This is a genomic window from Rhodococcus oryzae, from assembly GCF_005049235.1.
GTDB classification, from domain to species: domain Bacteria; phylum Actinomycetota; class Actinomycetes; order Mycobacteriales; family Mycobacteriaceae; genus Rhodococcus_G; species Rhodococcus_G oryzae.
In genome coordinates this window covers 344,349-369,593 of the sequence record NZ_SUMD01000006.1, presented here as the reverse complement: position 1 = coordinate 369,593, position 25,245 = coordinate 344,349, and the positions used below count along the sequence as shown (strand labels likewise).

The window sequence follows — 25,245 nt, the reverse complement described above, 5'->3', positions numbered from 1 at the left end:
CACGACTCCCAGAACCGGCCCGCCGCCAACACCTTCCGCGCCGCCAACCGATTCTCCGCCCGACACGACCAGGCAACCTCGTCGAGAGCAGCGACGTCGGCCAGCAACGAGGCGACCTCCGCCTCGACACCGGACCTCACCCCGCCGACGCCACCGTTCTCGAACATACATTCGATGCTACGCCGAGGGTCCGACATGAATCAGGAATTGCACGAAGTCCAACCCAGCACCCAGTCGTCTACTATCCACCGTAGTAGCCGATGAGTTGCGAGGGGGCCTCATGCCGGTCAACACCACACTGGCGCAGTACAGCGACTTCGCGTTCGCCTCCGCGTTCGCGATCTACGTTCTTGCTCTGGGTCTTTCGGCATTCGATTTTGCAGGCACATCCGTTCGGCGCCGCACCGCAGCGGACGCCCAGGTGCGGGCCGTGGCCACTGTCGGCGCATCAGCCCCGCATATGCCTGGGCGAATCTCGACCGCGGACAGCACGCGCACGCCAAGTGAGAGAGCTGGACGTGCCGCCATCGCCCTCACGCTCGTTGCACTGACACTGAACGTGGCCGCGATCGTTCTGCGGGGTCTGGCGACCGACCGCTGGCCGCTCGGCAACCTCTACGAGTACGCACTGTTCTTGTGCGCAGCGACTGTCGTGTGTTGGCTGGTCGCAGTCCGGAAGTACCCGATCCGCAACCTGACGGTCTTCGTACTCGCACCAGTGGTCGTACTCCTGTTCGTCGCAGCAGCGGCGATGTACAACGACGCCGCTCCCCTCGTGCCGGCGCTGCGCTCCTACTGGATCGCCATCCACGTCACCATCATCGTGTCCGCCTGCGGGATCCTCACGTTCGCCAGCACAGCCAGCTTGCTCCACATCGTCGCCGTCCACGGACGGGCCAACGGCCGCGGCCCGAAAGCCTGGATCGCCAACCGACTTCCGTCCGCAGAACTGCTCGATCGAGTCGCGTACCGCACGACCATCGTCGGCTTCCCGCTTTACACCATCGGAGTCATCTGCGGCGCGATCTGGGCCGAAGCCGCATGGGGACGCTTCTGGGGCTGGGATCCAAAGGAGACCGTTTCCTTCATCGCGTGGGTCCTCTACGCCGCCTACCTACACGCACGAGCCACGAGCGGGTGGGGGACCCTTCGCGCGTCGTGGATCAACGTCGCAGCCCTCGCCACCACACTGTTCAACATGTTCGCCATCAACTTCGTGGTCTCTGGCCTGCATTCCTACGCAGGACTCAACTAGCGCGCGACCACCTGCTCCGACTCCGGCACCTCCGCCCGAGCAGAACGGAGCAGCGGCACCAGGAACGCCAACCCGAGTACCAGGACTCCCGCCGCCACGGCGAGCGACCGCGAGTAACCGGTGTCGAGCAACGGTGCCACCATCAGCGGTCCGAGCACCTGGCCGAGCCCGTACAGCGCGGTGCCGATCGCGGGGGCGCGCGGACCCACCAGCTCAGTGCCCTCCGCGAGCGTCAGCATCACGATTCCCATGAAGGTGCCGCCGAAGGCCAGCGCCGCCAGCAATTGCACCGCCGTCGCATCGAAAAGAGCCGAGGCCCCCACCCCGACGATCTGGACGGCGAACGCCACCGCGAGCATCGCCACCCGGGAGTGCCTGCGTGACAGCCTGATCCACAGCACACACGACGGAAGCCCGGCCAGCCCGACCGCGATCCACACCGCGCTTCCCAGCCAGGTCGCCGTTCCGATGGAGGCAACCGCGGCGACGATGAACGTGGCCGACACGATGTAGCCGATGCCCTCGCAGAAGTAGGCCGCCATCAGCCAGGCGAATCGCCTTCGGTCCCGGCGCGACACCGGCGATTGTCTACCCGCCGAGGTCGCGGTCGCGTGGTCACCGCCCGGCAGCGACCACGCGAACAAGGCCAGTACCGCCGCCAACGCGGCCACCACCAACCAACTCACCCGCCACGATCCGCCGGACCCCAACGCGAGAAGCGCGCAGCCGGACAACGCGATTCCGGCCCCGATGCCACCGAATACCCAGCCGACACCGTCCCCGCCGCCCGTGACCTGCTGGTGCGCCACCCGCGCGGTGAACACGAACAGCACCGCGCTGGCGACACCGGCCAGGAACCGCAGCGTCAGCCACAACGACATCGACTCGGCCGCCGGCATCAGCGCCAGCGTCGCGATCAGCAGGACAAGCGAGACCCGCAGCGCCGCCCTGCTCCTGGGAATCCAGTGCGCGAAGATCGCCGCCACCGCACCCACCAGGTAGCCGAGGTAGTTCGCCGTCGCCAGCGTGGCCGCGGACTCAGCGGTCAGCCCCGTCTGACCCACCATCAACGGCAGGATCGGCGTGAACGCGAACCGCCCCAGGCCCATGGCGACGGCCAGCGTGAGGCTCGCGCGCAACACGAGCAGCCGATCCTTGCCGCCGGTAACCACCATGACCAGCAGGCTACGACCCTCCGAGAATCGCCGAATCAGCTGCCGGAATGAACTCCCGCGACGCGGGGTTGCGCAAAGCACACCTATGGCAAGCCAATCGGACGGAGAGCCCATGAGCGTCATCGAAGAAACCCCCGACCTCGGACGAATCGGTGTGTGGCAGCCCGCATACTTCGCGACTCCCGAGTTCGGTCAGGCGCTGGAACGACTGGGTTACGGCACCATCTGGCTCGGTGGCTCCCCGCCCGCGGACCTGAAGACCGCCGAGTCCCTGCTCGACGCGACCACCGGTCTCACCGTCGCCACCGGGATCACCAACATCTGGGTCTCCCCCGCCGCCGAGGTCGCCGCGTCGTTCCACCGGCTGGAGGCGCGCCACCCGGGCAGGTTCCTGCTCGGCATCGGCGCCGGTCATCCCGAGCACTCCGGACAGGTCTACGCGAAGCCCTACCAGGCGCTGGTCTCCTACCTCGACGAACTCGACGCAGCCGGAGTCCCCGCCGGGCGCCGTGTCCTCGCGGCTCTCGGGCCGCGCGTGCTCAGGCTCGCGGCGGACCGCACCGCGGGCGCGCACCCCTACCTGACCACCCCCGAGCACACCCGCGAGGCGCGCGAGTTGCTCGGCCCCGAACCACTTCTCGCACCCGAGCACAAGATCGTGCTCGACACCGACGCCGCGGCCGCAAGGGCGATCGGCCGTCCCGTCGTGGAAAGCCCATACCTGCACCTGCAGAACTACATCGCGAACCTCACCCGGCTCGGATTCACCGAGGCCGAACTCTCCGACGGCGGCAGCGACCGGGTGATCGACGCCCTCGTCGCTCACGGCGATGCCTCCGCAATCGCCGCCCGCCTCAGCGAACACCTCGACGCGGGCGCGAACCATGTCGCCATTCAGGTGCTCCCCGTCGACGGCGACCAGCTGCCCGCCCTCTCCGCGCTTGCCGCCGCGCTCGGCCTACAGAACTGAAACCACGCGGGAGATCTACCCGCCCCTCCCTCCGCGGATAGGCTGGCGCCCATCACGGAGGGAGGGCACGGCATGAGCGCAGGGGAACACCCGGCGGCACTCGAGGCGATCGGACTGTCCAAGCAGTTCAAAACCGTTGACGCCGTGTCGGATCTGAGCTTCACCGTGCCGCAGGGATCGATCACCGGGTTCCTCGGCCCGAACGGCGCAGGCAAGACCACCACCCTGCGCATGCTGCTGGGCCTTGTGCGGCCGACCGCGGGCACCGCCACCATCGCCGGTGTGCCGTTCGCGGCGCTCACGCAACCCGCGCGCGTGGTCGGCGCGGTTCTCGATTCGCTGAGCCTGCACCCGAACCGCACCGCGCTCGGCCATCTCCTCGTCTACACGGCCGCGACCGGGCTCCCCGATTCGCGCGCCCGGCAGGTCCTGGCGCTGGTCGGGCTCGAACAGGCCGCACACCAGAAGGCAGGCACCTTCTCGCTCGGCATGCGGCAGCGGCTCGCGCTGGCCACCGCCCTGCTCGGCGACCCCCAGATGCTGGTCCTCGACGAACCCGCGAACGGCCTCGACCCCGAGGGCATCGCCTGGCTGCGCGAGTTCCTCAAGGCATTCGCCCGGTCCGGCCGCACGGTCCTGGTCTCCAGCCACATCCTGCGCGAGGTGGAGCAGACCGTCGACCGCCTGGTCATCGTGAGCGAGGGCCGCCTGGTCTACCAGGGCGGCATCGATGACCTGCGGCGTTCTCGCCAGGGCCGCATCCTGATCGCGGGCTCCGATCCCGCCACCCTGGCGATCGCCCTTGCCGCCAACGGGATCACCGACGCCCAGGTGCTGCCCGACGGCCGGCTGGCCGTCACCGGCGCCGAACTCGACACGATCGCCGCCATCGCACAGCCCGCCGGCGTGCGCATCTTCGGCGCCACCGCCGAGCCGGTCGACCTCGAGCAGGTGTTCCTGTCGATGACCTCCGGCCGGTACGCGGCCGACTACCAGCCGGGCCACCACTACGGAGGTCCCCGATGACCGCGCTGCTCACCGCCGAACTCCGCAAGGTCACCACCCTGCGCTTCTGGTGGGCCCTGGCGATCGCACCGCTGGCGGTCGCATTGTTCGCCGGAGCGATCTTCGCGGCGGTCGACGACACGCTCACCACCATGGACGCCGAACTCACCACCAGCGCGGCGAACGTCGGGCTCTTCATCACCATCGGCTGGGTGGCCCTGTTCGCCGGCCTGTTCGGCGCGGTGAACGCGGGCACCGAATTCCGATACAGCACACTGACTCCCACCTTCCTCACGTCCTCGGACCGGGACCGGGTGCTCGCCGCGAAACTGATCGTGACGGCGGCCTTCGGCGCGCTGTACGCGATCGCGGCCATGGCGCTCGCGGCGATCTGCCTGACGACGTTCGGCGGCGCCATGGAATTCGACGGCTCGCTGGCGGAACTGTTCGCCGCCGGGGTGCTGACGTCCATCGCCTGGTCGCTGATCGGGGCCGGGCTGGGACTGGCGTTCGCCTCCTCGATCGGCGCGGCGATCGCGCTGCTGGCCTGGTATCCGGTCGGCGAGATGATCGTCGGCGCGATCCTCGCCGGGTTCGGTGCGGGATCGGTCGTGCAGTGGTTGCCCGGCGCGCTCACCCTGTCCACCGTGCTGGGCGCGGCCACCGACGGGCTCTCCGACACCGCACCGTGGCCGCTCGCGCCGATCGTGCTGCTGGCATGGGCCGCGCTGTCCGCCGGCCTCGGCTGGTGGCTGACGCGAGCCCGCGACATCACCTAGGCCTCCGGCGTCCGCGTCGGACCCCGGGGCTACCGTGGATTTCGATGGTGACCTCGGAGAGCAAACGCGGCTGGATACGTCGGCTGACGGCCGAATGCTGGGCCCACCGGACCGTCGTGCTCGGCGCGCTCGCGGTCACGGTGATCGCCGCGATCATCGACATCTCGTTCCCGCTCCTGACCCGGATCGCGATCGACGACGCCACCAGCGGCGCAACCGAGATGATCGCGACCGTGGCCGCGACCATCGCGGCGCTGGCCGTGGTCCGGTTCGGCTGCCAGTTCGGCCGCCGGATGCTCGCAGGCCGGCTCTCCATCGACGTGCAGCACGACCTCCGCCTCGGTCTGCTCGGCTCCCTGCAACGCCTCGACGGCGCCGGCCAGGACCAGATCCGCACCGGGCAGGTGGTGTCCCGCTCGATCACCGATCTGCAACTGGTGCAGGGCCTGCTCGCCATGGTCCCGCTGTCCGCGGGCGCGCTGATCCAGTTCCTGCTCGCGGTCGTGGTGATGGCCTACCTCTCCCCCCTGCTCACCGTCGTCGCGCTGCTGGTGGTGCCTGCGGTCTCGCTCGTGGTCTGGCTGATCCGGCCCAAGCTGTACGCGGCAACCTGGTCCGCCCAGCAACGCGCCGCCGACCTCGCGCAGCACGTCGAGGAGACCGTCACCGGGGTCCGCGTGGTGAAGGGGTTCGGTCAGGAGGCCAGGGCGGTACAGCGCCTCGAGGGCCTCGGCCGCGACCTCTACGCCGAACGGATGCGGGCCGCCCGGATCAACTCGCGCTTCACCCCGACGATGGCCGCGCTGCCGCAGCTCGGGCTGGTCGGGGTGATCGCCCTCGGTGGCGCATTGGCGCTACAGGGCTCGATCTCGGTGGGCACCTTCCTGGCGTTCGCGACCTACGTGGCGACCATGTCGAACATCAGCCGCCTGCTGTCGTCGGTGGTGATCATGGCCCAGCTGTCGCGGGCGGCGGTCGAACGCGTCTACGAGGTGATCGACACCCAGCCGTCGGTCGCGGACCCGACGCACCCGATCCCGTTGCCCGCCGGGCCGATCGGGGTCCGGCTGCGCGGGGTCACCTTCGGCTTCGAGTCCGGCCGCGAGGTGCTGCGGGACCTGGACCTCGACATCGCCCCCGGCGAGACGGTGGCCGTCGTTGGCCGGGCCGGTTCCGGGAAGACCGCACTGTCGCTGCTGCTCCCCCGCTTCTATGCGCCCATCGAGGGCAGCGTGGGACTCACCTCGGACGGGCGGGCCATCGATGTGTCGGAGCTGCGGGCCGATCAGCTGCGCGAGGCCGTGGGGCTGGTCTTCGACGAGCCGTTCCTGTTCTCCGACACCATCTCCGCGAACATCGCGCTCGGCCGCTCCGACGCCAGCGCCGAGGAGATCGCGATCGCCGCGAAGATGGCGCAGGCCGACGAGTTCATCGAGTCGCTGCCCGACGGCTACGACACCGTCGTCGGCGAGCGCGGGCTCACCCTCTCCGGCGGCCAGCGCCAGCGGGTCGCACTGGCGCGCGCGCTGCTGGTCGATCCCCGGCTGCTCATCCTCGACGACGCCACCTCCGCCGTCGACGCGGCCACCGAGGCCGCGATCTTCGACACCCTGCGCTCCCAACGCGATCGGACCACACTGATCCTGGCGCACCGGCGCTCGACGCTGACCCTGGCGGATCGGGTCGCCGTCCTCGACGAGGGCCGGATCATCGACAGCGGGACGATCACCGAGCTCGACGAACGCTGTCCGTTGTTCCGGGCGCTGCTCGCCGACCCGGACCCGGAAGGCGCGCACTCGGACCCGACGCCGGTGCCGACGGGGCCCGAACCCACCGACGCCCAACTGTGGCCCGAGACCGTGCCGTCCACCGAGTTCGACGCGATCGTCTCCGACAACCCGGCCGCGTCGGCGGGGCACGGGCACGGCGGCGCCCCCGGCCGCGGCGGAGGTGGCGGTGGCGGAGGGCCGATGGCGGGCGCGCTCGGCGACGTCGCGGCGACCCCCGAGCTGCGGGCCGCGGTCGAGGCGCTGCCGCCCGCGGTCGAGGACCCCCGGATGGACGACGCCGGACTCCGCAGGCCCGATCCCGACTTCCGGCTGTCCTCGCTGCTGCGGCCGGTCCGCTGGATCCTCGCCGCGGTGGTCGTCTGCCTCGCGCTCGATTCGCTCGCCGGTGTGCTGTTCCCGTCGATCGTGAAGTTCGCCATCGATCACGGCGTGGTCCCCGACCAGCCGTCGGCGCTGTGGTGGGCCACCCTCGCCGGGGTCGCGCTGGTGGCCGCCAACTGGGTGGTGGTCGCGCTGATGACGGTGATCACCGCCCGCGCGGGCGAAAAGGTCCTCTACGGCCTGCGGGTACGCAGCTACGCGCACCTGCAGCGGCTCGGGCTCGACTATTACGAGCGCGAGCTGTCCGGCCGGATCATGACGCGGATGACCACCGACGTCGACGCGCTGTCGTCGTTCCTCCAGACCGGCCTGTCCACCGCGGTGGTCAGCGTGCTCACCGTCGTCGGCATCTCGGTGGCGCTGCTGCTCACCGATGTCGTCCTCGCGCTCGTCGCCCTCGCCGTGGTGCCGCCGCTGATCGTCGCCACGCTGATCTTCCGGCGGGTGTCCTCGGTCGCGTACTCGGTCTCCCGCGAACGCATCTCCCTCGTGAACGCCGACTTCCAGGAGAACATCGCAGGCCTGCGCGCCGCGCAGGCCTATCGCCGTGAGGACTTCGCGGCGGAACGCTTCGCGGCGCGGGCGGACAGCTACCGCAGCAGCCGGATGCGCTCGCAGCTCGCGATCTCGATCTTCTTCCCGTTCATCACGCTGCTCTCCGACCTGGCACTCGCCGCGGTTGTCCTTGTCGGGTCGCGCGAGGTCGCGAGCGGCGACGCCACCGCGGGGACGCTCGTCGCGTTCGTCCTCTACCTGGGGCTGCTGTTCGGTCCCATCCAGCAGCTCTCGCAGGTGTTCGACGGTTACCAGCAGGCCAGCGTCGGCCTCAGCCGCATCGGCGACCTGCTGCGCACCTCGAGTTCGATCGAGACCGCGAACCAGACCGACACCGTTCCCATCGAGGGCCACCTGCGCGGCGACGTCTCCTTCGGCGCCGTCAGCTTCCGCTACAGCGGCGCCGAACGGGAGGCGTTGAGCGGGGTGGACCTGCAGATCGAGTCCGGCGCCACCGTCGCGCTCGTCGGCAAGACCGGCGCGGGCAAGTCGACGGTGGTCAAGCTGCTCGCCCGGTTCTACGACCCGAGCGACGGTTCCGTTCGCGTCGACGACGTCGACCTGCGGGCCTACCCCCTGCACCGATATCGTGGCCGCCTCGGTGTGGTCCCACAGGAGGCGCACCTCTTCTCGGGGGACGTGGCGAGCAACATCGCCTACGGCAAGCCCGACGCCAGCCGTGACGAGATCGTGGCCGCGGCCCGCGCGGTCGGTGCGCTGCAGACCATCGCCGGATTCCGTGGCGGGATGTTCCAGCCGATCGGGGAACGGGGCCAGGGGCTGTCGGCCGGACAGCGACAACTGATCGCCTTGGCCCGCGCCGAGCTGGTCGACCCCGACCTCCTGCTGCTCGACGAGGCCACCGCGACGCTCGATCCGGCGACCGAGCGGACCGTGCTGGAGGCGGGCCGGCTGCTCACCCGCCGCCGGACCGCGGTGATCGTGGCGCACCGCCTCGCGACCGCCGCCCAGGCCGACCTCGTGGTCGTGATCGACGACGGGCGGATCGTGGAAAGCGGACGGCACGGCGATTTGCGGCGTGCCGGTGGTCACTATGAGCGACTCTGGGATGCAGCGCAGAGCCAGGAAGGGAATAATTCGCGGGGACTAACCGTCATCGATAGTAGTGAACCCGGCGGCCTGAAGTGATGTACTTCACTCGGCGGGCGCCCGGTGCGCGCTCGTCACAGATGGGGTCTAGCCTCAGGTCTATCCGCGCTGATCTGGGACCAAGAGAGAAACGAGGCGAACACCTGCCGTGAGCAGCAGTTCTACGTCACAATTCGGACAGAACCAGTGGCTGGTCGACGAGATGTACCAGAGGTTCCAAAAGGACCCGGCATCAGTCGACGCGAGTTGGCACGAATTCCTCACCGATTACACGCCAGATGCATCCGGAGCCGGCAACGGCGTGAGCAGCCCCGCTGTTCCCGCGGCGCCCGCTCCGACGAACGGCACCGCCGCACCCGCAGCGACGAACGGCACGCCGCCTGCCCCGGCCGCCGCCGCACCGCCTGCCCCCGCACCGGCAGCCCCGGCGCCTGCCCCCGCACCGGCAGCGCCGGCCGCGCCCGCAGCCCCGGCACCCGCGGCCAAGCCCGCGCCGGCAGCCCCGGCACCCGCGGCCAAGCCCGCTCCCGCCGCCAGCACCGACGAGTCCAAGGTCCTGCGTGGCGCCGCTGCCTCGCTCGCGCGCAACATGTCCGCCTCGCTCGCGATCCCGACCGCCACCAGCGTGCGCGCCATCCCGGCGAAGCTGATGTTCGACAACCGCGTCGTCATCAACAACCACCTCGCGCGGACCCGCGGCGGCAAGATCTCGTTCACCCACCTGCTGGGCTACGCCATCGTCCAGGCCGTCAAGGCCTTCCCGAACATGAACCGGCATTTCGCCGAGGTGGACGGCAAGCCGAACGCGATCACCCCCGCGCACACCAATCTCGGTCTGGCCATCGACCTGCCCGGCAAGGACGGCAGCCGCTCGCTGGTCGTCGCCGCCATCAAGGGCACCGAGGCGATGAACTTCGCCCAGTTCCACGGCGCGTACGAGGACATCGTCCGCCGCGCCAGGGACGGCAAGCTCACCGCGGAGGACTTCGCGGGCGTCACCATCTCGCTCACCAACCCCGGCACCATCGGCACCGTGCACTCCGTGCCGCGCCTGATGCAGGGCCAGGGCGCCATCATCGGCGCGGGTGCGATGGAGTACCCGGCCGAGTTCCAGGGCGCCAGCAACGAGAAGATCGCCGAGATGGGCGTCGGCAAGCTGATGACGCTGACCTCGACCTACGATCACCGCATCATTCAGGGCGCGGAGTCCGGCGACTTCCTGCGGACCATCCACAACCTGCTGATCAGCGACGACTTCTACGACGAGCTGTTCCACGCGCTGCACATCCCGTACGAGCCCGTGCGGTGGCGTCAGGACATCTCCGCGACGGACATCGACAAGAGCACCCGTGTCCTCGAGCTGATCGCGGCGTACCGCAACCGCGGACACCTGATGGCGGACACCGATCCGTTGCAGTTCGTCAAGGACAAGTTCCGCAGCCACCCCGACCTCGACGTCACCACCCACGATCTGACGCTGTGGGACCTCGACCGTCAGTTCAACGTCGGCGGCTTCCACGGCAAGCAGCGGATGAAGCTGCGCGACGTGCTGTCGATCCTGCGCGACGCGTACTGCCGGCACATCGGCGTCGAGTACACGCACATCCTCGACCCCAAGCAGCAGCAGTGGCTGCAGGAGCGCGTCGAGGCCAAGCACGTCAAGCCGACCGTCGCTCAGCAGAAGTACATCCTGAGCAAGCTCAACGCCGCCGAGGCCTTCGAGACCTTCCTGCAGACCAAGTACGTCGGCCAGAAGCGGTTCTCGCTCGAGGGCGCCGAGTCGGTCATCCCGATGATGGACGCCGTCATCGACCAGAGCGCCGAGCACGAGCTCGACGAGGTCGTCATCGGCATGCCGCACCGCGGTCGCCTCAACGTGCTCGCCAACATCGTCGGCAAGCCGTACTCGAAGATCTTCACCGAGTTCGAGGGCAACATGAACCCGGCGGCCGCGCACGGCTCCGGCGACGTGAAGTACCACCTCGGCGCCGAGGGCACCTACATCCAGATGTTCGGCGACAACGACATCAAGGTCTCGCTCACCGCGAACCCGTCGCACCTCGAGGCCGTCGACCCGGTCCTCGAGGGCCTCGTCCGCGCCAAGCAGGACATCCTCGACAAGGGCGAGGAAGGCTTCACCGTGCTGCCGCTGATGCTGCACGGCGACGCCGCCTTCGCAGGCCAGGGCGTGGTCGCGGAGACGCTGAACCTGTCGCTGCTGCGTGGCTACCGCACCGGTGGCACCGTGCACATCGTCGTCAACAACCAGGTCGGCTTCACCACCGCCCCGGAGCACTCGCGCTCCTCGGAGTACTGCACCGACGTCGCGAAGATGATCGCCGCACCGGTCTTCCACGTGAACGGCGACGACCCCGAGGCCTGTGTCTGGGTCGCGCAGCTCGCCGTGGACTACCGCGAGGAGTTCGGCAAGGACGTCGTCATCGACATGATCTGCTACCGCCGTCGCGGCCACAACGAGGGCGACGACCCGTCGATGACGCAGCCGGCGATGTACGACCTGATCGACACCAAGCGCAGCGTCCGCAAGAGCTACACCGAGGCCCTGATCGGCCGTGGCGACATCTCGCTCAAGGAAGCGGAAGACGCGCTGCGTGACTACCAGGGTCAGCTGGAGCGGGTGTTCAACGAGGTCCGCGAGCTGGAGAAGTTCAAGCCGGAGCCGTCGGAGTCGGTCGAGCTCGACCAGACCCCGCCCGCCCGCCTGACCACCGCCGTCGAGCCGGCCGTCCTCGAGCGGATCGGCGACGCCTTCGTCAACGTGCCCGAGGGCTTCACGGTGCACCCGCGCGTCAAGCCGGTCATCGAGAAGCGCCAGGAGATGTCGCGCGACGGCAAGATCGACTGGGCGTACGCGGAGCTGCTGGCGTTCGGTTCGCTGGTCGAGCAGGGCGCGCTGGTGCGCCTGACCGGTCAGGACTCGCGCCGCGGCACGTTCACCCAGCGCCATTCGGTGCTCATCGACCGCAAGACCGGCGGCGAGTACAACCCGATCTCGGCGATCGCGGCGAACGCGGGCAACGGCGGAAAGTTCATGGTCTACGACTCGGCATTGACCGAGTACGCGGGCGTGGGTTTCGAGTACGGCTACTCGGTGGGCAACCCCGACGCGCTGGTGCTGTGGGAGGCGCAGTTCGGCGACTTCGTCAACGGCGCCCAGACGATCATCGACGAGTTCATCTCCTCCGGTGAGGCCAAGTGGGGCCAGCTCTCCGACGTCGTGCTGCTGCTGCCGCACGGCCACGAGGGCCAGGGCCCGGACCACACGTCCGGCCGCATCGAGCGTTTCCTCCAGCTGTGCGCGGAGGGCTCGATGACCGTGGCGGTGCCGTCCACCCCGGCGTCGTACTTCCACCTGCTGCGTCGTCACCACCTCGACGGCATCCGCCGTCCGCTGGTGGTCTTCACCCCGAAGTCGATGCTGCGCAACAAGGCCGCGGTCAGCGATCTCGCGGACTTCACCACCGGCAAGTTCCGCTCGGTGTTCGAGGAGCCGGAGTACGAGACCGGCGGCGGCGAGCGCGAGAAGGTCAAGCGCGTGCTGCTGGTCAGCGGAAAGCTGTACTGGGAGCTGCTGGCCCGCAAGCAGAAGGACAACCGCGAGGACATCGCGATCGTGCGGATCGAGCAGCTGTACCCGCTGCCGAGCCGGCGCCTGCGCGAGACCCTCGACCGGTACCCGAACGCGACCGAGTTCCGTTGGGTCCAGGAGGAACCGGCGAACCAGGGTGCCTGGCCGCTGTTCGGCCTGGCACTGCCGGAGCTGATCCCCGACAAGCTGACCGGGATCAAGCGGATCTCTCGCCGCGCCATGTCGGCCCCGTCCTCGGGCTCGAGCAAGGTGCACGCCGTCGAGCAGCAGGAGATCATCGACGAGGCGTTCAAGCCGATCGCATAGCTTGACCGCACCCGATTTGCCACTGAGCCGGGTCGAATTCACTCGCAGGAGCGGATTCGACCCGGCTTCGTGGTATCTCGGCCTGCCCTCGATCGGCGAACTGTGCAGGGACGGACTCGATTTCACCAGCCCCGTGACAGTCGTCGTTGGCGAGAACGGCGTCGGCAAGTCGACCCTGGTCGAGGCCATCGCCGGCGCCTGGCAGAACGGATTCCGCGGCGCCCAGGACCGGCTGTGGTCAGCGGGCGGCAGCGCCGAGGACACCGACCTGCCCCGTCACCTGACCTGCATCGGGGCGCAGCCCAGGCCGTACGGCGGCTGTTTTCTGCGGGCCGAGTCCATGCACTCGCTCTTCGACCGGGCCGACACCGATCGCGTCCGGGACACCGACCAGGGGCTCAACGAGCTCTCCCACGGCCAGTCGTTCCTGCGCTACGTCGCCGACCGGCCGATCGGCGTCGGCCTGTGGATCCTGGACGAGCCGGAGGCCGCGCTCTCGTTCCAGTCCTGCCTGGCGCTGCTCGGGGTGATCAAGGACCTGGCGGCCGAGGGCTCCCAGGTGATCATGGCGACCCACTCCCCCGTGCTGGCTGCGTGTCCCGACGCCGAGATCTGGGAACTGACCGAGGACGGCATCGAGTACCCCCGGTGGGACGAGCTCGACCTGGTCCGGAACTGGCGCTCATTCCTGGACGGCCCCGACCGGTTCCTGCGGCACCTGTAGCGGCTGCGCCGCCCGTGCGCGATCCGGACCCCTCCCGGGTTGAAACGCGCGCACGGCCGCGACCCCGAGCACCGTGGCGGCGAGCAGGGCGCCGCCGGCGGCGAGGGTGAGCGCGTCGGGGTGGGTGAGCGGCTGTCCCCGCAGCGCCTGCCACGACAGCAGCGCCAGCAGGCCCGTGTAGCCACCGGCGAGCACTCCCATCACCGCGGCCCGCGCGCCCTCCTTCCGGAGCCACGCGACACGCGGGGCGATCGCCGCCAGGACGACCGCGGCCAGCAGCAGGACCTGCAGTGCGTGCAGCCCGACGAAGTGCGGGATGCGCAGGTCCCCACCTGTGGTGCTCCAGTTCGTGATCGGCATGCCGGGTCGGTCGTCGGTCGCGCCGACGGTATGGCGGGCGCCGAGCTCGACCATGCGACCGTTCGCATCGCGTGCCGTCTGATCACCCTGGAAGCCCACCATGTACGCGATCGCCATCCCGGCCAGCGCGAGCCACAGACCGGCCTTGATGGCCCTGGTGGTCGGGCGATCGGCCAGCCGCTGACGCAGCAGGATCACGGCGATCACGAGATTGGCGGCGAACAGCCCCAGCACGCCGAACCCGAAGATGGTCTGCCCCACCGAGTTCACGATGTCGTCGGAATTGTTGAAATGGCTGAAGGTCCCGCGGGCTCCCTGGACTGCGATGAAAGCGACATCGGTGAGGCCGGCCACCGCGAAGACGAGAGCCAGCACCCGGGTCCAACGACTTCCCCGGTGCGGCAGGTTCAGCAGCCACGCCAGGGTGGCGCCGTAGAGGGCGAAGGCGATCGCGAACTTGAACGGTTTCACCCAGACCGACACCCCGAGCAGTGTGCGGTCGTCGACCACCATGCCGACGGCGCAGACGAACGCGAGCAACATCATCGCGGCGACCATCACCATGAGGGGCCGCTGCCGGGCGAACAGGGAGCGAACCTGCGATCCGAGGGTGTCCATGCACCGACGGTATGGACGCGGACCCGATCGGCGCGTCCCGCTCCGGAGTGAGATCGGGTCCCCTACCCAGGTATGAGAAGGCGCGACCAGATCTCCTGGGAATACCCGCTCGCTACGCGCCCAGCAACGCCGCCGCCGTCTCCGAGCTCAGCGCGACCGCGGGCAGGGCGGTGACGATCAGGTCGATCAGTTCCTCCCGGGCGATCTCGGGGTCCTTGAGCCAGCTGATCGTGGCCTCCTCGACGAACGCGATCCAGCCGCGGACCGCGAGGGTGATCCGGGGGCCCGGTTCGATGCCCAGCTTCGGCAGCTGCAGGGTGATCCGTTCTGCCATGATCGCCCTGGTCCGCTCGAACTCCTCGCGCATCTCGGGGTCCCCGCTCGCGGTGCCGCGGAGCAGCGAGACGTAGGTGTTCCGGTTCTCCGAGACGTAGTCGACATAGGAGGTGATCGCGGACCTCAGGATCTCGAGCGGCTCCAGGCTGAGGTCGGGTTCGGTGTGGGCGAGCATCTCGACGTTGGTGTGGCGGACGATGGCGAGATGGAAATCGCGCTTGGACGCGAAGTAGTGGAAGAGCAGTCCGCGGGAGACGCCTGCCTGGTCCGCGATCTCCTCGACCGAGACCTGTTCGAGGGGTCGCTCCGCCAGCATGCGTGCGCCCAGGTCGATGAGCTGAGCGCGCCTCTCCTCCGGACTGAGCCGGGTGCGCTTGGTGACCGCCATGACCATCAGCTTACTGAATTTTTGTCAATAAGCTATTGACTGCGACTCAACAAGCCCTTACTGTGTGGTACATGAGTCTTCCAGTTACAGATACCGCCGTGAAGCCGGGTGGAACTCCGCGACACGTCGACACGCTGATCATCGGCAGTGGCTTCGCGGGCCTGGGCGCCGCGATCAAGCTGGTTCAAGAGGGCAAGCGGGACTTCGTGGTCCTCGAGCGCGGCAGCGAGGTGGGCGGTACCTGGCGCGACAACACCTACCCCGGCGCGGCCTGCGACGTCCCGTCGCATCTGTACTCGTACTCATTCGCGCTGAACCCGACCTGGACTCGGTCGTTCTCCAAGCAGCCGGAGATCCAGAACTACATCAGCTCCGTCGCACGCAAGTACAACGTGCTCGACAAGCACGTCTTCGACTGCGACGTGCAGGAGGCGCGCTGGAACGACGTCAGCGCACGCTGGGAGGTGCAGACCTCGCAGGGCTCGTTCACCGCCAAGATCGTGATCACCGCCGTCGGCGCGCTGTGCGAGCCGTCGCTGCCGGACATCAAGGGCATCGACGGCTTCGAGGGCGAGATCTTCCACTCCGCCCGCTGGAACCACGACGCCGATCTGACGGGCAAGCGCATCGCCGTGATCGGTACCGGCGCCTCCGCCATCCAGATCGTCCCCCAGCTCGCCGCGAAGGCCGGCCGGCTCGACGTGTACCAGCGCACCGCGCCGTGGGTCCTGCCCCGCGCGGACCGCGAGTACACCACTCTCGAGAAGCTCGCGTTCAAGTACGTGCCCGGGTTCCAGAAGCTCTCCCGCACCGGCATCTACTGGATGCGCGAGACCCAGGTCGTCGGCCTGGCCAAGGCCCCGATCTTCATGAAGCCGCTGCAGTTCGCGGCCGAGCGCCACCTGCGCATGCAGATCAAGGACCGGGACCTGCGCGAGAAGGTCACCCCGAACTTCCAGATCGGCTGCAAGCGCATGCTGATCTCCAACAACTACTACCCCGCGCTGACCCAGCCGAACGTCGACCTGGTCACCGACGGCATCGCGGAGGTCACGGCCAACGGGATCGTCGACCGCAACGGCGCCACCCGCGAGGTCGACGCGATCGTGGTGGCCACCGGCTTCCACGTGACCGACTCCCCCACCTTCGCCGGGATCATCGGCAAGGACGGCCGTTCCGCCGCGGAGGTCTTCGAGGCCAGCGGACAGCAGGGCTACAAGGGATCGGCGATCGCCAACTTCCCCAACATGTTCTTCCTCGTCGGCCCGAACACCGGCCTGGGCCACACCTCGATGGTCTTCATGATCGAGTCGCAGCTCAACTACGTCATCGACGCGATCAACACCATCGAGCGCAACGGCATCGGGACCATCGAGGTCCGCCAGGACGTGCAGGACGCCTACAACAAGGACCTGCAGGACAAGCTCGCGCGCAGCGTCTGGAACAACGGCGGCTGCGCCAGCTGGTACCTCGACAAGCACGGCAACAACACCACGCTGTGGCCGGGCTTCACCTTCCAGTTCCGCAACACGACAAAGAAGTTCGACCTCGCCGCGTACCGCAGCGTGGCCACCACGGATCTGCCCGCGATCACCGGCGACGAGATCGCCGCCGAAATCGAACGCGGGACGGCATCCACTGTCGGCATCGCCGACGACGATGAGAAGGTTGTTGCACAGTGAGCGATTTCGCAGGCAAGGTCGTCGTCATCACCGGAGCGGGATCCGGCATCGGTCGCGCGCTCGCGCTGAACCTGGCGCAGAAGGGCGCCCGGCTCGCCCTCTCCGACTTCGACAGCGTCGGACTGGCCGAGACCGTTCGCCAGGCCGAGGCGCTCGGCGCCGAGGTCAGGTCCGATCACCTGGACGTGACCCAGCGCGAGGCCGTACTGCAGTACGCCGACACGATCGCGGCTCACTTCGGCAAGGTCAACCAGATCTACAACAACGCAGGCATCGCGTATCACGGCGAATTCGAGAAGTCCGAGTTCAAGGACATCGAGAAGATCATGGATGTGGACTTCTGGGGAGTCGTCAACGGCACCAAGGCATTCCTGCCGCACCTGCTCGCCTCCGGCGACGGGCACGTGGTGAACGTCTCCAGCCTGTTCGGCCTGCTCTCGATGCCCGGCCAGTCCGCATACAACTCCGCGAAGTTCGCGGTTCGCGGCTTCACCGAGTCGCTGCGGCAGGAGATGCTGATCGCCAAGCACCCGGTCAAGGTGACCTGTGTGCACCCCGGCGGCATCAAGACCGCCATCGCCCGCAATGCGACCGCCGGGCCCGGCCAGGACGTCGCCGCCTTCGCCGAGTTCTTCGACAAGAAGCTGGCCCGCACCACGCCCGAGCAGGCCGCGAAGGTCATCGTGAACGGCGTGCAGAAGGGCAAGGCACGGGTGCTGATCGGCGCCGACGCCAAGTTCCTCGACGCCTGGGTCCGCCTGGTCGGCTCGAGCTACCAGCGCGTGGTCGCCGAGATCGCCGGCCGCGTGATGCCGAAGGGGAACTAGCCCAGTGGTGTTCCTGCCCCGACCGCTGGTCGCCGCGAATCTCGGCGCGTTCTACCGGGTGGCCCTGCACGCGAAGATGCCGGTACCCGCGGCGCGCGCGCTGCTCGACGCCGGTTCCCCGCTGCAGCGGCTCCCGCGCGACACCGTCGTGCGCGAGCTGACCCTGGCAGGCCGCAGGGCCGAGCGCATCACGGTCGGGGCCAGCGAGCGCCGCACCGCCGTGCTGTACCTGCACGGCGGCGGCTACACCCTCGGATCGCTCGCCACACACCGGTCGCTCGCCGCGTATCTGGCGCGCGAGTCCGAGGCCGCGGTGTACGTGCTCGACTACCGCCTCGCCCCGGAGGATCCGTACCCGGCCGGGCTTGAGGACGCGGTCGACGCGTACCTCGAGCTGCTGGTCGAGCACGGGTACACCGCCGATCAGGTGGCCATCGCGGGGGATTCGGCGGGCGGCGGACTGTCGCTGGCCACCGCGCGGCGCCTGATCGACGCGCACGACGTGCATCCGGCTGCCCTCGGACTGATCGCGCCGTGGGTGGATCCCGGCGCCAGGGACGCCCCGAAGGATCGCGATCTCGTGGTCAACACGGCGTGGTCGTTCATGGCGGCCGAGGCGTACCTCGGCGGCGGCGACCCGGCCGACCCGGGCTTCGCGCCGCTGCACGCCGACATGGCCGGGCTGCCGCCGACGATCGTGCACGTCGGCACCTCCGAGGTGCTGTACCCGCAGGTGACGGAATTGGTAGAGAAGATGCGCGCCGCCGACGTCACGGTTCGGTTCACCGAGTACCCGAAGCTGTGGCACGTCGCGCACCTGCAGGCATCGATCCTGCGGGAGGCAAACGACGCCGTGCGCGAGCTCGGCGGCTTCCTGCGCGAGGCGCTCGAACCCACCCGGGTCTAGTTCACCCATCGAACGGGTGGTTACCGGGACAACCGCCGAGAGGCGAACCCGGTAACCGCCCGTTCGTGCGTCACCGCCGCCAGCCGTCTACCTTCGGCGCCTGCGCACGGCGACCCAGCCGATGAGCCCGCCGCACAACACGACTCCGGCCGCCGCCACCGCGATGACGGCGGTCGACGAACTCGAGTCCGCGGCGCCTGCCTCGCCTGCCGCCTCGACCACCACGGTGTCGGCGGCGCGGCCGCCGGCGGACGGGGAGCCGACGGCCTGCGTCGTGGCGTTCTCGCCGAAAATCCCGTTGGCAACCCCGGACGAGTACGAGGGACCGTCCTCACGCGTCCCCCCGACAGTCAGGTCGAGCCGGATCGGCACCGGATGCTTCTCGCCCTCCGCCGCAGTCGAGCCCACCTTGACCGCGATGTAGTACGACCCGGCCACGGCTTCCTTGCGGGTGTCGAGGACATCGGAGGTGCGGTTGTTGTAGCGGATCGGCACGGTGGCGAATGCCCCGTTCGACGGCAACATCCGGTCGGTGCCGGTGTACGCCCCGGTGTCCAGGTCGATCTCCTCGCGGGACGGGGAGTACAAGGCGGTTTGGATGTTGGAGATGTTCTCGACACCTCGGCCGCCGTTCGCCCCGTATTGCACCCGGTATGCGAGCCCCTGCCCCCAATCCAGCGGGACCCGATAGAACACGAACTCGCCGGGCTGAAGGGTGTCGGTGTACCGACCACTGCCGTCGAGCTCGGTGGCCACGTTGAAGGACCCGCCGCCGACGACCGGGGTACCCGGACCGGTGGGCTCGGTGAAGGCGGTCGGCGGTGCCACCGCGATCGGCCCGGGATCGGTTGCGGCGGGCTCGATGCCGACGAGCAGTTCGATCGGCAACCGTTCCGGCACACCATGGGACACCGTGGCCCAGGTCGGCGCGAAGTAGTAGCGTCCGCCGCCCCTGCACTTGTCGGCACCGCTGCCGTCGTCCGCGCGCTTCTCGGTCGCCCCGTCGAAGGTCTCGGCCACCGTCAGCGCCGCGCCGTCGCTCGAACTCGTCACCTGTTCGAACACGAACTCGTTACAGTCTCGGCCGTCTCTGCCGTAAACCCGCACGTTGAGAACATTCATGTCCTCGGTGCTCGAGATGTCGGGCAGTCGGGGAAAGGAGATGGTGCCGCTGAAATAGGCGGTCGCCCCGTCGGGGACGTCGACCGCGTAGTAGCGCGTCTCCTTCTGGCCCATGGTGTCCAGGTATTGACCCGGTGTCGCCACCGGGGCGTTGGCGTACGTGGGCGTCCCGGTGATCGGAGTCCCGGCCGCCTTGTAGTTGCGGAGCGCGGCGGCCGTGACCCGGGGAAGCGTCCGCTCCAGCGCGGGTCCGTCGGCGGCATCGGAGTAGGTGCCGCCGGTGGCCTGCGCCATGCAGGTGAGCTGGGCGCGGGCCTTGCCGTCCACCGCGAAGCCGATCGCGTGCATCACCAGATCGACACCCTGCTGCTTCAATTCCCTGGCGACCTCGCACGGATCGGGCGGGGAACAGGTGTCGTCGCCGTCGGAGACGAGCACGATCGAGCGAGGTCCCGAGTCAGGGAGGGCGGCGGCCGCCTGGCGCAATGCGGTGCCCATCGGCGTCCACCCGCTGGCCTTGATGCCGTCGACCGCGCTGGTCAGCGCGGCACTGTCGAGGGTCTCGGGCTTGTGCAGCACCTGCACGTCACGACATCCTGCGGGCTTGTCCGCCTCGGCGTTTCCGGTGCCGGTGCCGTACACCGTCAGCCCTACCTTCGATTCGGCAGGCGCAGCGCCGACAAAGGTACGGACGGCCTTCTTCGCGGCATCCATCATCGTGCCCGCCGGATCGGGACGTTGCATGGATCCGGACGCATCGAGAATGAGCATGGTCGGCGCATACTGCGAATCCGACTCCGGGCTCTCCTGCGCTTGGGCAGGTGGTGCGGCAATCGAAAGGCCGATCAGGGTTAGAGCCAGCCCTGCGATCAGCTTGGTCGGTAACTCGGCAATCCTCGGCATTGTCCCCCGCCTGCTTTGTGTCCTTGCTCCGTCGGGGTTCGACATTACAGACGTGACTCGGGCAGCCGCATTGCCCGCCGATCACCGATCGGATACAACCAACCCGGTCACCGGATTTGCTTCTGCGACAGCTTAATACGCTCCTCACTACCCCTCAGCGAGCCGCACGCCATTCCTCCGCGGCCTGCCCCGGGGTGAGCTCGCCGACGCGAACCCGCTCCGCCATCGACGCCAGGTCGGCCGATGTCAGCTCGCCCGCAACGACGTTGAGCGCCTTGACCTGATCCTCGGTGAGCACCCCGTTGCGCATGAGGGGCACCACGTTCTCCGCTGCTGCCGAATCATCGGCCTCCAACTCTGCCTCGCTGTAGTCGGACACCGAGAGCCCCTCCGGCAGAGACCTGTTCAGCTCCTCGAACACCTCATCGGGGTCGGTGAGCGTCGCGTCCGGCTGGAAGTAGTGCAGCAGCTGCCCGGTGAAGTCCGGCACCACCGTGATGTCCGCCGCCCCGAGTCCCTCCACGTACTCAGCCCTGGTCTCCGGGGAAACCACCTCGACCGGGGATCCGGTGCCGCGCAGGTTCCCCGCGTAGATCTCCGCGACGACCTGTGACTCCGCGCTCTCCCCGGATCCGACGGTGATCGCTGCCGGCGTCTGGGTCTCGTCGAGCCGGGAATTGTCCACCGTGCATCCGGCGAGCGCGCACACCACGGCCACGGACATCGCTGTCATCGCGGACTTCCTCCACCGAGCCGTCATGGCGCGCCACGCTCCCTCTCCTCACCCAGCGAATGTCCTCCCTATCGTTACACTCGGTGGCCAGCACCATCTCGAGCGGCCGAAAGATCCGGCTTTTTGACGCCGCAGCAACCAGTCCGAAGGGGACGGGTGCTACCGCCGGAACCGATGGAAGGACGCCATGAGGTTCTCAGCTCTCCGCTCCGCCCGCCTGCGCCCGATGGGCATTCCGCAGGCTCCACGCCTGCTCCCCTTCGCCGCCGTCGCGGCGGTCGCCTCCCTTGCCCTCGCCGGCTGCGGGGGCGACTCCGACCCGCTCAGCAGCGGGGGTGGCACCAGCTCGGACCCGAACACGATCATCGTGGGGTCGGCGAACTTCCCCGAGTCCGAGACCGTGGCGAACATCTACGCGGAGGCCCTGCGTGCCAACGGCTTCGACGTGCAGACCAAGCTGAACATCGGCAGCCGGGAGACCTACATCCCCGCGGTCAAGGACGGATCCATCGATGTGATCCCGGACTACACCGGCAATCTGCTGCAGTATCTCGACAAGGACACGACCGCGACCAGCGCCGCCGAGGTGGACGCAGCCCTGCCCGCCGCGCTCGGACCCGACCTGGCGATCACCACGCCCGCGCCCGGCGAGGACAAGGACGCGGTGGTCGTCACCCGCGAGACCGCCGACAAGTGGCAGCTGACCTCGATCGCGGACCTGGCGCCGCACTCCGCCGAGGTGAAGTTCGGCGCGCCGGCCGAGTTCCAGGAGCGCGCGGGAGGGCTGCCCGGACTCGAGGCCGACTACGGCCTCGTCATCAGCCCGCAGAACTTCGTTCCGATCGCGGACGGCGGCGGACCGGCCACGGTGGCCGCCCTCTCCTCCGGCCAGGTCACCGCGGCGAACATCTTCACCACCTCGCCTGCCATCGCCAAGAACAACTTCGTGGTCCTCGAGGACCCGAAGAACAACTTCCCTGCGCAGAACGTGGTGCCGGTACTGCGCGCCGACAAACAGTCCGAGAAGCTGGCGGCCGTCCTGGATGCGGTGTCGGCCAAGCTGACCACCGACGAACTGATCGCCCTGAACACATCGGTGTCCGGCGACTCGAAGACCGAACCGGACGCCGCCGCCACCGAGTGGGTGTCGGCACAGGGGCTCGACAAGCCGGTGTCGTAGGCGGCAGGCCTTGATCTCCTTCGAGTCGGTCACCAAGCGCTACCCGGACGGCACCACCGCGGTCGACAATCTCGACCTGGTCATCGAGCCCGAGTCCTTCACCGTGTTCGTCGGGCCGTCGGGCTGCGGCAAGACCACATCCATGCGGATGATCAACCGGATGATCGCGCCCACCTCCGGCAAGGTGATCGTGAACGGCCAGGACGTCACCCGCACGGACGCGGTCAAGCTCCGCCTCGGCATCGGCTACGTGATCCAGAGCGCGGGCCTGCTGCCGCACCGGACCGTGGTCGACAACGTGGCCACCGTGCCTGTGCTGCGCGGCGATTCACGGCGCGCGGCCCGCAAGGCCGCGCTCGAGGTGCTCGAGCGGGTCGGGCTCGACCCCGCGCTGGCCACCCGCTACCCGTCCCAGCTCTCCGGCGGCCAGCAGCAGCGCGTCGGCGTTGCCAGGGCCCTGGCTGCCGACCCGCCGATCCTGCTGATGGACGAACCGTTCAGCGCGGTCGATCCGGTGGTCCGCGAGGACCTGCAGGCCGAGATGCAGCGCCTGCAGGCGCAGCTGCGCAAGACCATCGTGTTCGTCACCCACGACATCGACGAGGCGGTCCGGCTCGGCGACCGCGTCGCGGTGTTCGGCCCGCACGGCAGGCTCCAGCAGTACGCCGATCCGCAGACCGTGCTCGCCTCCCCCGCAACGGATTTCGTCGCCGACTTCGTGGGACGCGATCGCGGGTACCGCGGGCTGTCGTTCCGGCCCGCCGACGAGGTGCCGGTGCACGAGATCCGCACCGCCGTCGAATCCGAGCTCGCCGCGCTTCGACTCGACCAGGGCGAGTGGGTGCTCGTGGTCACCGACGACGGCGCGCCGCGCGGCTGGATCGACGTCACCGGCGTCGAGGGCATCCGGGCAGGCAACAGCATGGCCGAGAGCACGTCCGCGGGCGGTTCGCTGTTCACGCGGGGCGGGGACCTACGGCAGGCGCTGGACGCCGCGATCTCATCGCCGTCCGGAATCGGCGTCGTGGTGGACGAATCCGGCTCGGTGGTGGGCGGGGTCAACGGATCCGAGGTGATCCGCAAACTCGCGGATCAGCGGCAGGCCGAGGACCGGGCCAGGAACCGGCACTTCTTCAGCGGCGAGACGGCCGGCTGATGCGTTGGTTGATCGACAACTTCTCGCAGGTTGTCGACCTCGCGAAGACACACCTCTACCTGGCGCTGCTGCCGCTGCTGATCGGGCTGCTGATCGCGGTGCCCGCAGGCATCGCCATCCGGAATGTCCCGTGGCTGCGCAAGACCACCATGACGCTCGCCTCGCTCGCGTTCACGATCCCCTCGCTTGCCCTGTTCGTCACCATCCCGCCCCTGCTCGGGCTGAACATCCTCGACGAGATGAACGTGGTGATCGCGCTGTCGATCTACTCGACCGCGCTGCTGGTGCGCGCCGTGCCCGAGGCACTCGACTCGGTGCCCGAGTCGGTGATCGACTCGGCCACCGCGATGGGCTTCACCCCGCTTCGCCGCGCGCTGACCGTCGAACTGCCGCTTGCCGTCCCGGTGCTGATCTCCAGTATCCGGGTCGTCGCCGTCACCAACATCTCGCTGGTGTCGGTCGGCTCGCTGATCGGCATCGGCGGACTCGGTGAGCTGTTCACCAAGGGCTACCAGCGCGACTACCCGGACCAGATCCTGGCGGGGATCATCGCGATCGTCTTCCTGGCGTTGGTGATCGACGGCCTGCTCTACCTCGCTGGCCGCCTGCTGACGCCATGGACCAGGACCGCTCGCAGCCGCAAGGCGGACGAACCGGCGGCGGTCCTACGCGCGACGGAGGGCCCGGCATGAACCTCTTCGGCTCCGCCTTCGACTTCATCGCCGACCCGTCGAACTGGTCCGGCCCCACCGGCATCGGCGCCCGCATCGTCGAACACCTCTGGTACAGCCTGCTCGCGGTGGCCGTCTCCGCGGCCATCGCGATCCCACTGGGACTGCTCATCGGGCACTTCCGCAGGGGCGACGCCATCCTGGTCGGTCTGGTCAACTCGCTCCGCTCGCTGCCGACCCTCGGCATCCTGACGTTCCTTGTGCTGCTCCTCGGGCTCGGCCTGATCCCGCCGATCATCGCGCTTGTCCTGCTCGGCATCCCACCGATCCTGGCAGGCACCTACGCAGGCGTGGCGAACGTCGACGCGGTCGTCGTCGACGCCGCGCGGGCGATGGGGATGACCAGGGCACAGGTGCTCGGCCGGGTGGAGGTCCCCAACGCGCTGCCGCTGATCGTCGGCGGGCTGCGCAACGCGACGCTGCAGGTCATCGCCACCGCCACGGTCGCCGCCTATGTCAACCTGGGCGGCCTGGGGCGGTACATGTTCGACGGCCTGGCGCTCGGTGACTATGCCCGCGTCCTGGTGGGCGCGATCCTCGTCGCGGCGCTGGCCCTGATCCTCGACGGCATCCTCGCGGTCGCGGTGTGGGCCTCGGTGCCGGGCACCGGCCGACTGCGCCGCACACCGACGCTGACCTGAG

At 68.9% G+C, this 25,245-nt stretch carries 19 protein-coding genes and 1 riboswitch; of the genes, 14 read left to right on the top strand and 5 right to left on the bottom strand.

Annotation, left to right across the window (positions count from 1 at the left end):
- The first annotated feature begins 280 nt into the window (after nt 1–280).
- On the top strand, nt 281–1,255 hold the full coding sequence (gene ccsB, locus FCG67_RS15380) for a c-type cytochrome biogenesis protein CcsB (RefSeq protein ID WP_136910590.1): 975 nt from the start codon (nt 281–283) through the stop codon (nt 1,253–1,255).
- Here ccsB and FCG67_RS15375 read toward each other — a convergent pair.
- Nucleotides 1,252–2,430 (bottom strand): YbfB/YjiJ family MFS transporter, encoded by a 1,179-nt coding sequence (locus FCG67_RS15375; RefSeq protein WP_169310539.1) that lies wholly within the window; start codon nt 2,428–2,430, stop codon nt 1,252–1,254. The genes ccsB and FCG67_RS15375 overlap by 4 nt on opposite strands.
- A gap of 112 nt (nt 2,431–2,542) precedes the next feature.
- On the opposite strand from FCG67_RS15375, the gene FCG67_RS15370 reads away from it, so the two are divergent.
- The 6 genes from FCG67_RS15370 (at nt 2,543) to FCG67_RS15345 (ending at nt 13,660) form a co-directional block, all read left to right on the top strand.
- Complete coding sequence (locus tag FCG67_RS15370; RefSeq protein ID WP_136910588.1) at nt 2,543–3,400, top strand: LLM class F420-dependent oxidoreductase; 858 nt, start codon at nt 2,543–2,545, stop codon at nt 3,398–3,400.
- Nucleotides 3,401–3,472: 72 nt separating this feature from the next.
- Nucleotides 3,473–4,426, top strand: coding sequence for an ABC transporter ATP-binding protein (locus FCG67_RS15365; RefSeq protein WP_136910587.1), 954 nt, complete (start codon nt 3,473–3,475; stop codon nt 4,424–4,426).
- Entirely contained in the window at nt 4,423–5,184 is a 762-nt protein-coding gene (locus tag FCG67_RS15360) for an ABC transporter permease (RefSeq protein WP_136910586.1), read from the top strand. The genes FCG67_RS15365 and FCG67_RS15360 overlap by 4 nt, the downstream gene beginning before the upstream one ends.
- Before the next feature lie 44 nt (nt 5,185–5,228).
- A complete protein-coding gene (locus tag FCG67_RS15355; protein WP_136910585.1) occupies nt 5,229–9,059 on the top strand; it encodes an ABC transporter ATP-binding protein in 3,831 nt (1,276 codons plus the stop codon).
- A 109-nt stretch (nt 9,060–9,168) separates the two neighbouring features.
- The gene (locus FCG67_RS15350) at nt 9,169–12,936 is read left to right on the top strand and encodes a multifunctional oxoglutarate decarboxylase/oxoglutarate dehydrogenase thiamine pyrophosphate-binding subunit/dihydrolipoyllysine-residue succinyltransferase subunit (RefSeq protein ID WP_136910584.1); all 3,768 of its coding nucleotides are present in this window, start codon (nt 9,169–9,171) and stop codon (nt 12,934–12,936) included.
- Nucleotides 12,937–12,958: 22 nt separating this feature from the next.
- Complete coding sequence (locus FCG67_RS15345) at nt 12,959–13,660, top strand: AAA family ATPase (protein WP_136910626.1); 702 nt, start codon at nt 12,959–12,961, stop codon at nt 13,658–13,660.
- Here the strand turns inward: FCG67_RS15345 and FCG67_RS15340 are convergent.
- Both FCG67_RS15340 and FCG67_RS15335 read right to left on the bottom strand, forming a co-directional pair.
- Entirely contained in the window at nt 13,619–14,638 is a 1,020-nt protein-coding gene (locus FCG67_RS15340) for an MFS transporter (protein WP_246045093.1), read from the bottom strand. The two genes, FCG67_RS15345 and FCG67_RS15340, sit on opposite strands and share 42 nt — an antisense overlap.
- A 112-nt stretch (nt 14,639–14,750) precedes the next feature.
- Nucleotides 14,751–15,362, bottom strand: coding sequence for a TetR/AcrR family transcriptional regulator (locus tag FCG67_RS15335; protein WP_136910583.1), 612 nt, complete (start codon nt 15,360–15,362; stop codon nt 14,751–14,753).
- 71 nt (nt 15,363–15,433) lie between these two features.
- On the opposite strand from FCG67_RS15335, the gene FCG67_RS15330 reads away from it, so the two are divergent.
- Genes FCG67_RS15330 through FCG67_RS15320 form a run of 3 tightly spaced genes read left to right on the top strand, consistent with a single transcriptional unit; the run spans nt 15,434 to nt 18,778 of the window.
- Nucleotides 15,434–17,044, top strand: a complete 1,611-nt coding sequence (locus tag FCG67_RS15330) for a flavin-containing monooxygenase (protein ID WP_136910582.1) — start codon at nt 15,434–15,436, stop codon at nt 17,042–17,044.
- Nucleotides 17,041–17,871, top strand: coding sequence for an SDR family NAD(P)-dependent oxidoreductase (locus FCG67_RS15325; protein WP_136910581.1), 831 nt, complete (start codon nt 17,041–17,043; stop codon nt 17,869–17,871). Before FCG67_RS15330 ends, FCG67_RS15325 begins: the two co-directional genes overlap by 4 nt.
- 7 nt (nt 17,872–17,878) lie before the next feature.
- Nucleotides 17,879–18,778 carry an alpha/beta hydrolase gene (locus FCG67_RS15320; RefSeq protein ID WP_425467838.1) on the top strand — a complete coding sequence of 300 codons (900 nt, stop codon included), beginning with the start codon at nt 17,879–17,881 and terminating at the stop codon, nt 18,776–18,778.
- Between the two features lie 87 nt (nt 18,779–18,865).
- Here FCG67_RS15320 and FCG67_RS15315 read toward each other — a convergent pair whose 3' ends face one another.
- Both FCG67_RS15315 and FCG67_RS15310 read right to left on the bottom strand, forming a co-directional pair.
- On the bottom strand, nt 18,866–20,671 hold the full coding sequence (locus tag FCG67_RS15315; RefSeq protein ID WP_136910580.1) for a vWA domain-containing protein: 1,806 nt from the start codon (nt 20,669–20,671) through the stop codon (nt 18,866–18,868).
- 286 nt (nt 20,672–20,957) lie between these two features.
- The gene (locus FCG67_RS15310) at nt 20,958–21,536 is read right to left on the bottom strand and encodes a glycine betaine ABC transporter substrate-binding protein (RefSeq protein ID WP_169310537.1); all 579 of its coding nucleotides are present in this window, start codon (nt 21,534–21,536) and stop codon (nt 20,958–20,960) included.
- A 90-nt stretch (nt 21,537–21,626) separates the two neighbouring features.
- Nucleotides 21,627–21,717: riboswitch (SAM riboswitch) on the top strand.
- Between the two features lie 45 nt (nt 21,718–21,762).
- Between FCG67_RS15310 and FCG67_RS15305 the strand changes: the two genes are divergently transcribed.
- From FCG67_RS15305 to FCG67_RS15290, 4 genes are read left to right on the top strand one after another with little or no spacing between them, the layout of a single operon-like run.
- Nucleotides 21,763–22,716: an ABC transporter substrate-binding protein gene (locus FCG67_RS15305; RefSeq protein WP_246045101.1), complete on the top strand. Its 954-nt coding sequence runs from the start codon at nt 21,763–21,765 to the stop codon at nt 22,714–22,716.
- A 10-nt stretch (nt 22,717–22,726) separates the two neighbouring features.
- Complete coding sequence (locus FCG67_RS15300; protein WP_136910577.1) at nt 22,727–23,872, top strand: ABC transporter ATP-binding protein; 1,146 nt, start codon at nt 22,727–22,729, stop codon at nt 23,870–23,872.
- Nucleotides 23,872–24,564: an ABC transporter permease gene (locus tag FCG67_RS15295; protein ID WP_136910576.1), complete on the top strand. Its 693-nt coding sequence runs from the start codon at nt 23,872–23,874 to the stop codon at nt 24,562–24,564. Before FCG67_RS15300 ends, FCG67_RS15295 begins: the two co-directional genes overlap by 1 nt.
- A complete protein-coding gene (locus FCG67_RS15290; protein WP_136910575.1) occupies nt 24,561–25,244 on the top strand; it encodes an ABC transporter permease in 684 nt (227 codons plus the stop codon). Before FCG67_RS15295 ends, FCG67_RS15290 begins: the two co-directional genes overlap by 4 nt.
- Nucleotide 25,245 lies beyond the last annotated feature (1 nt).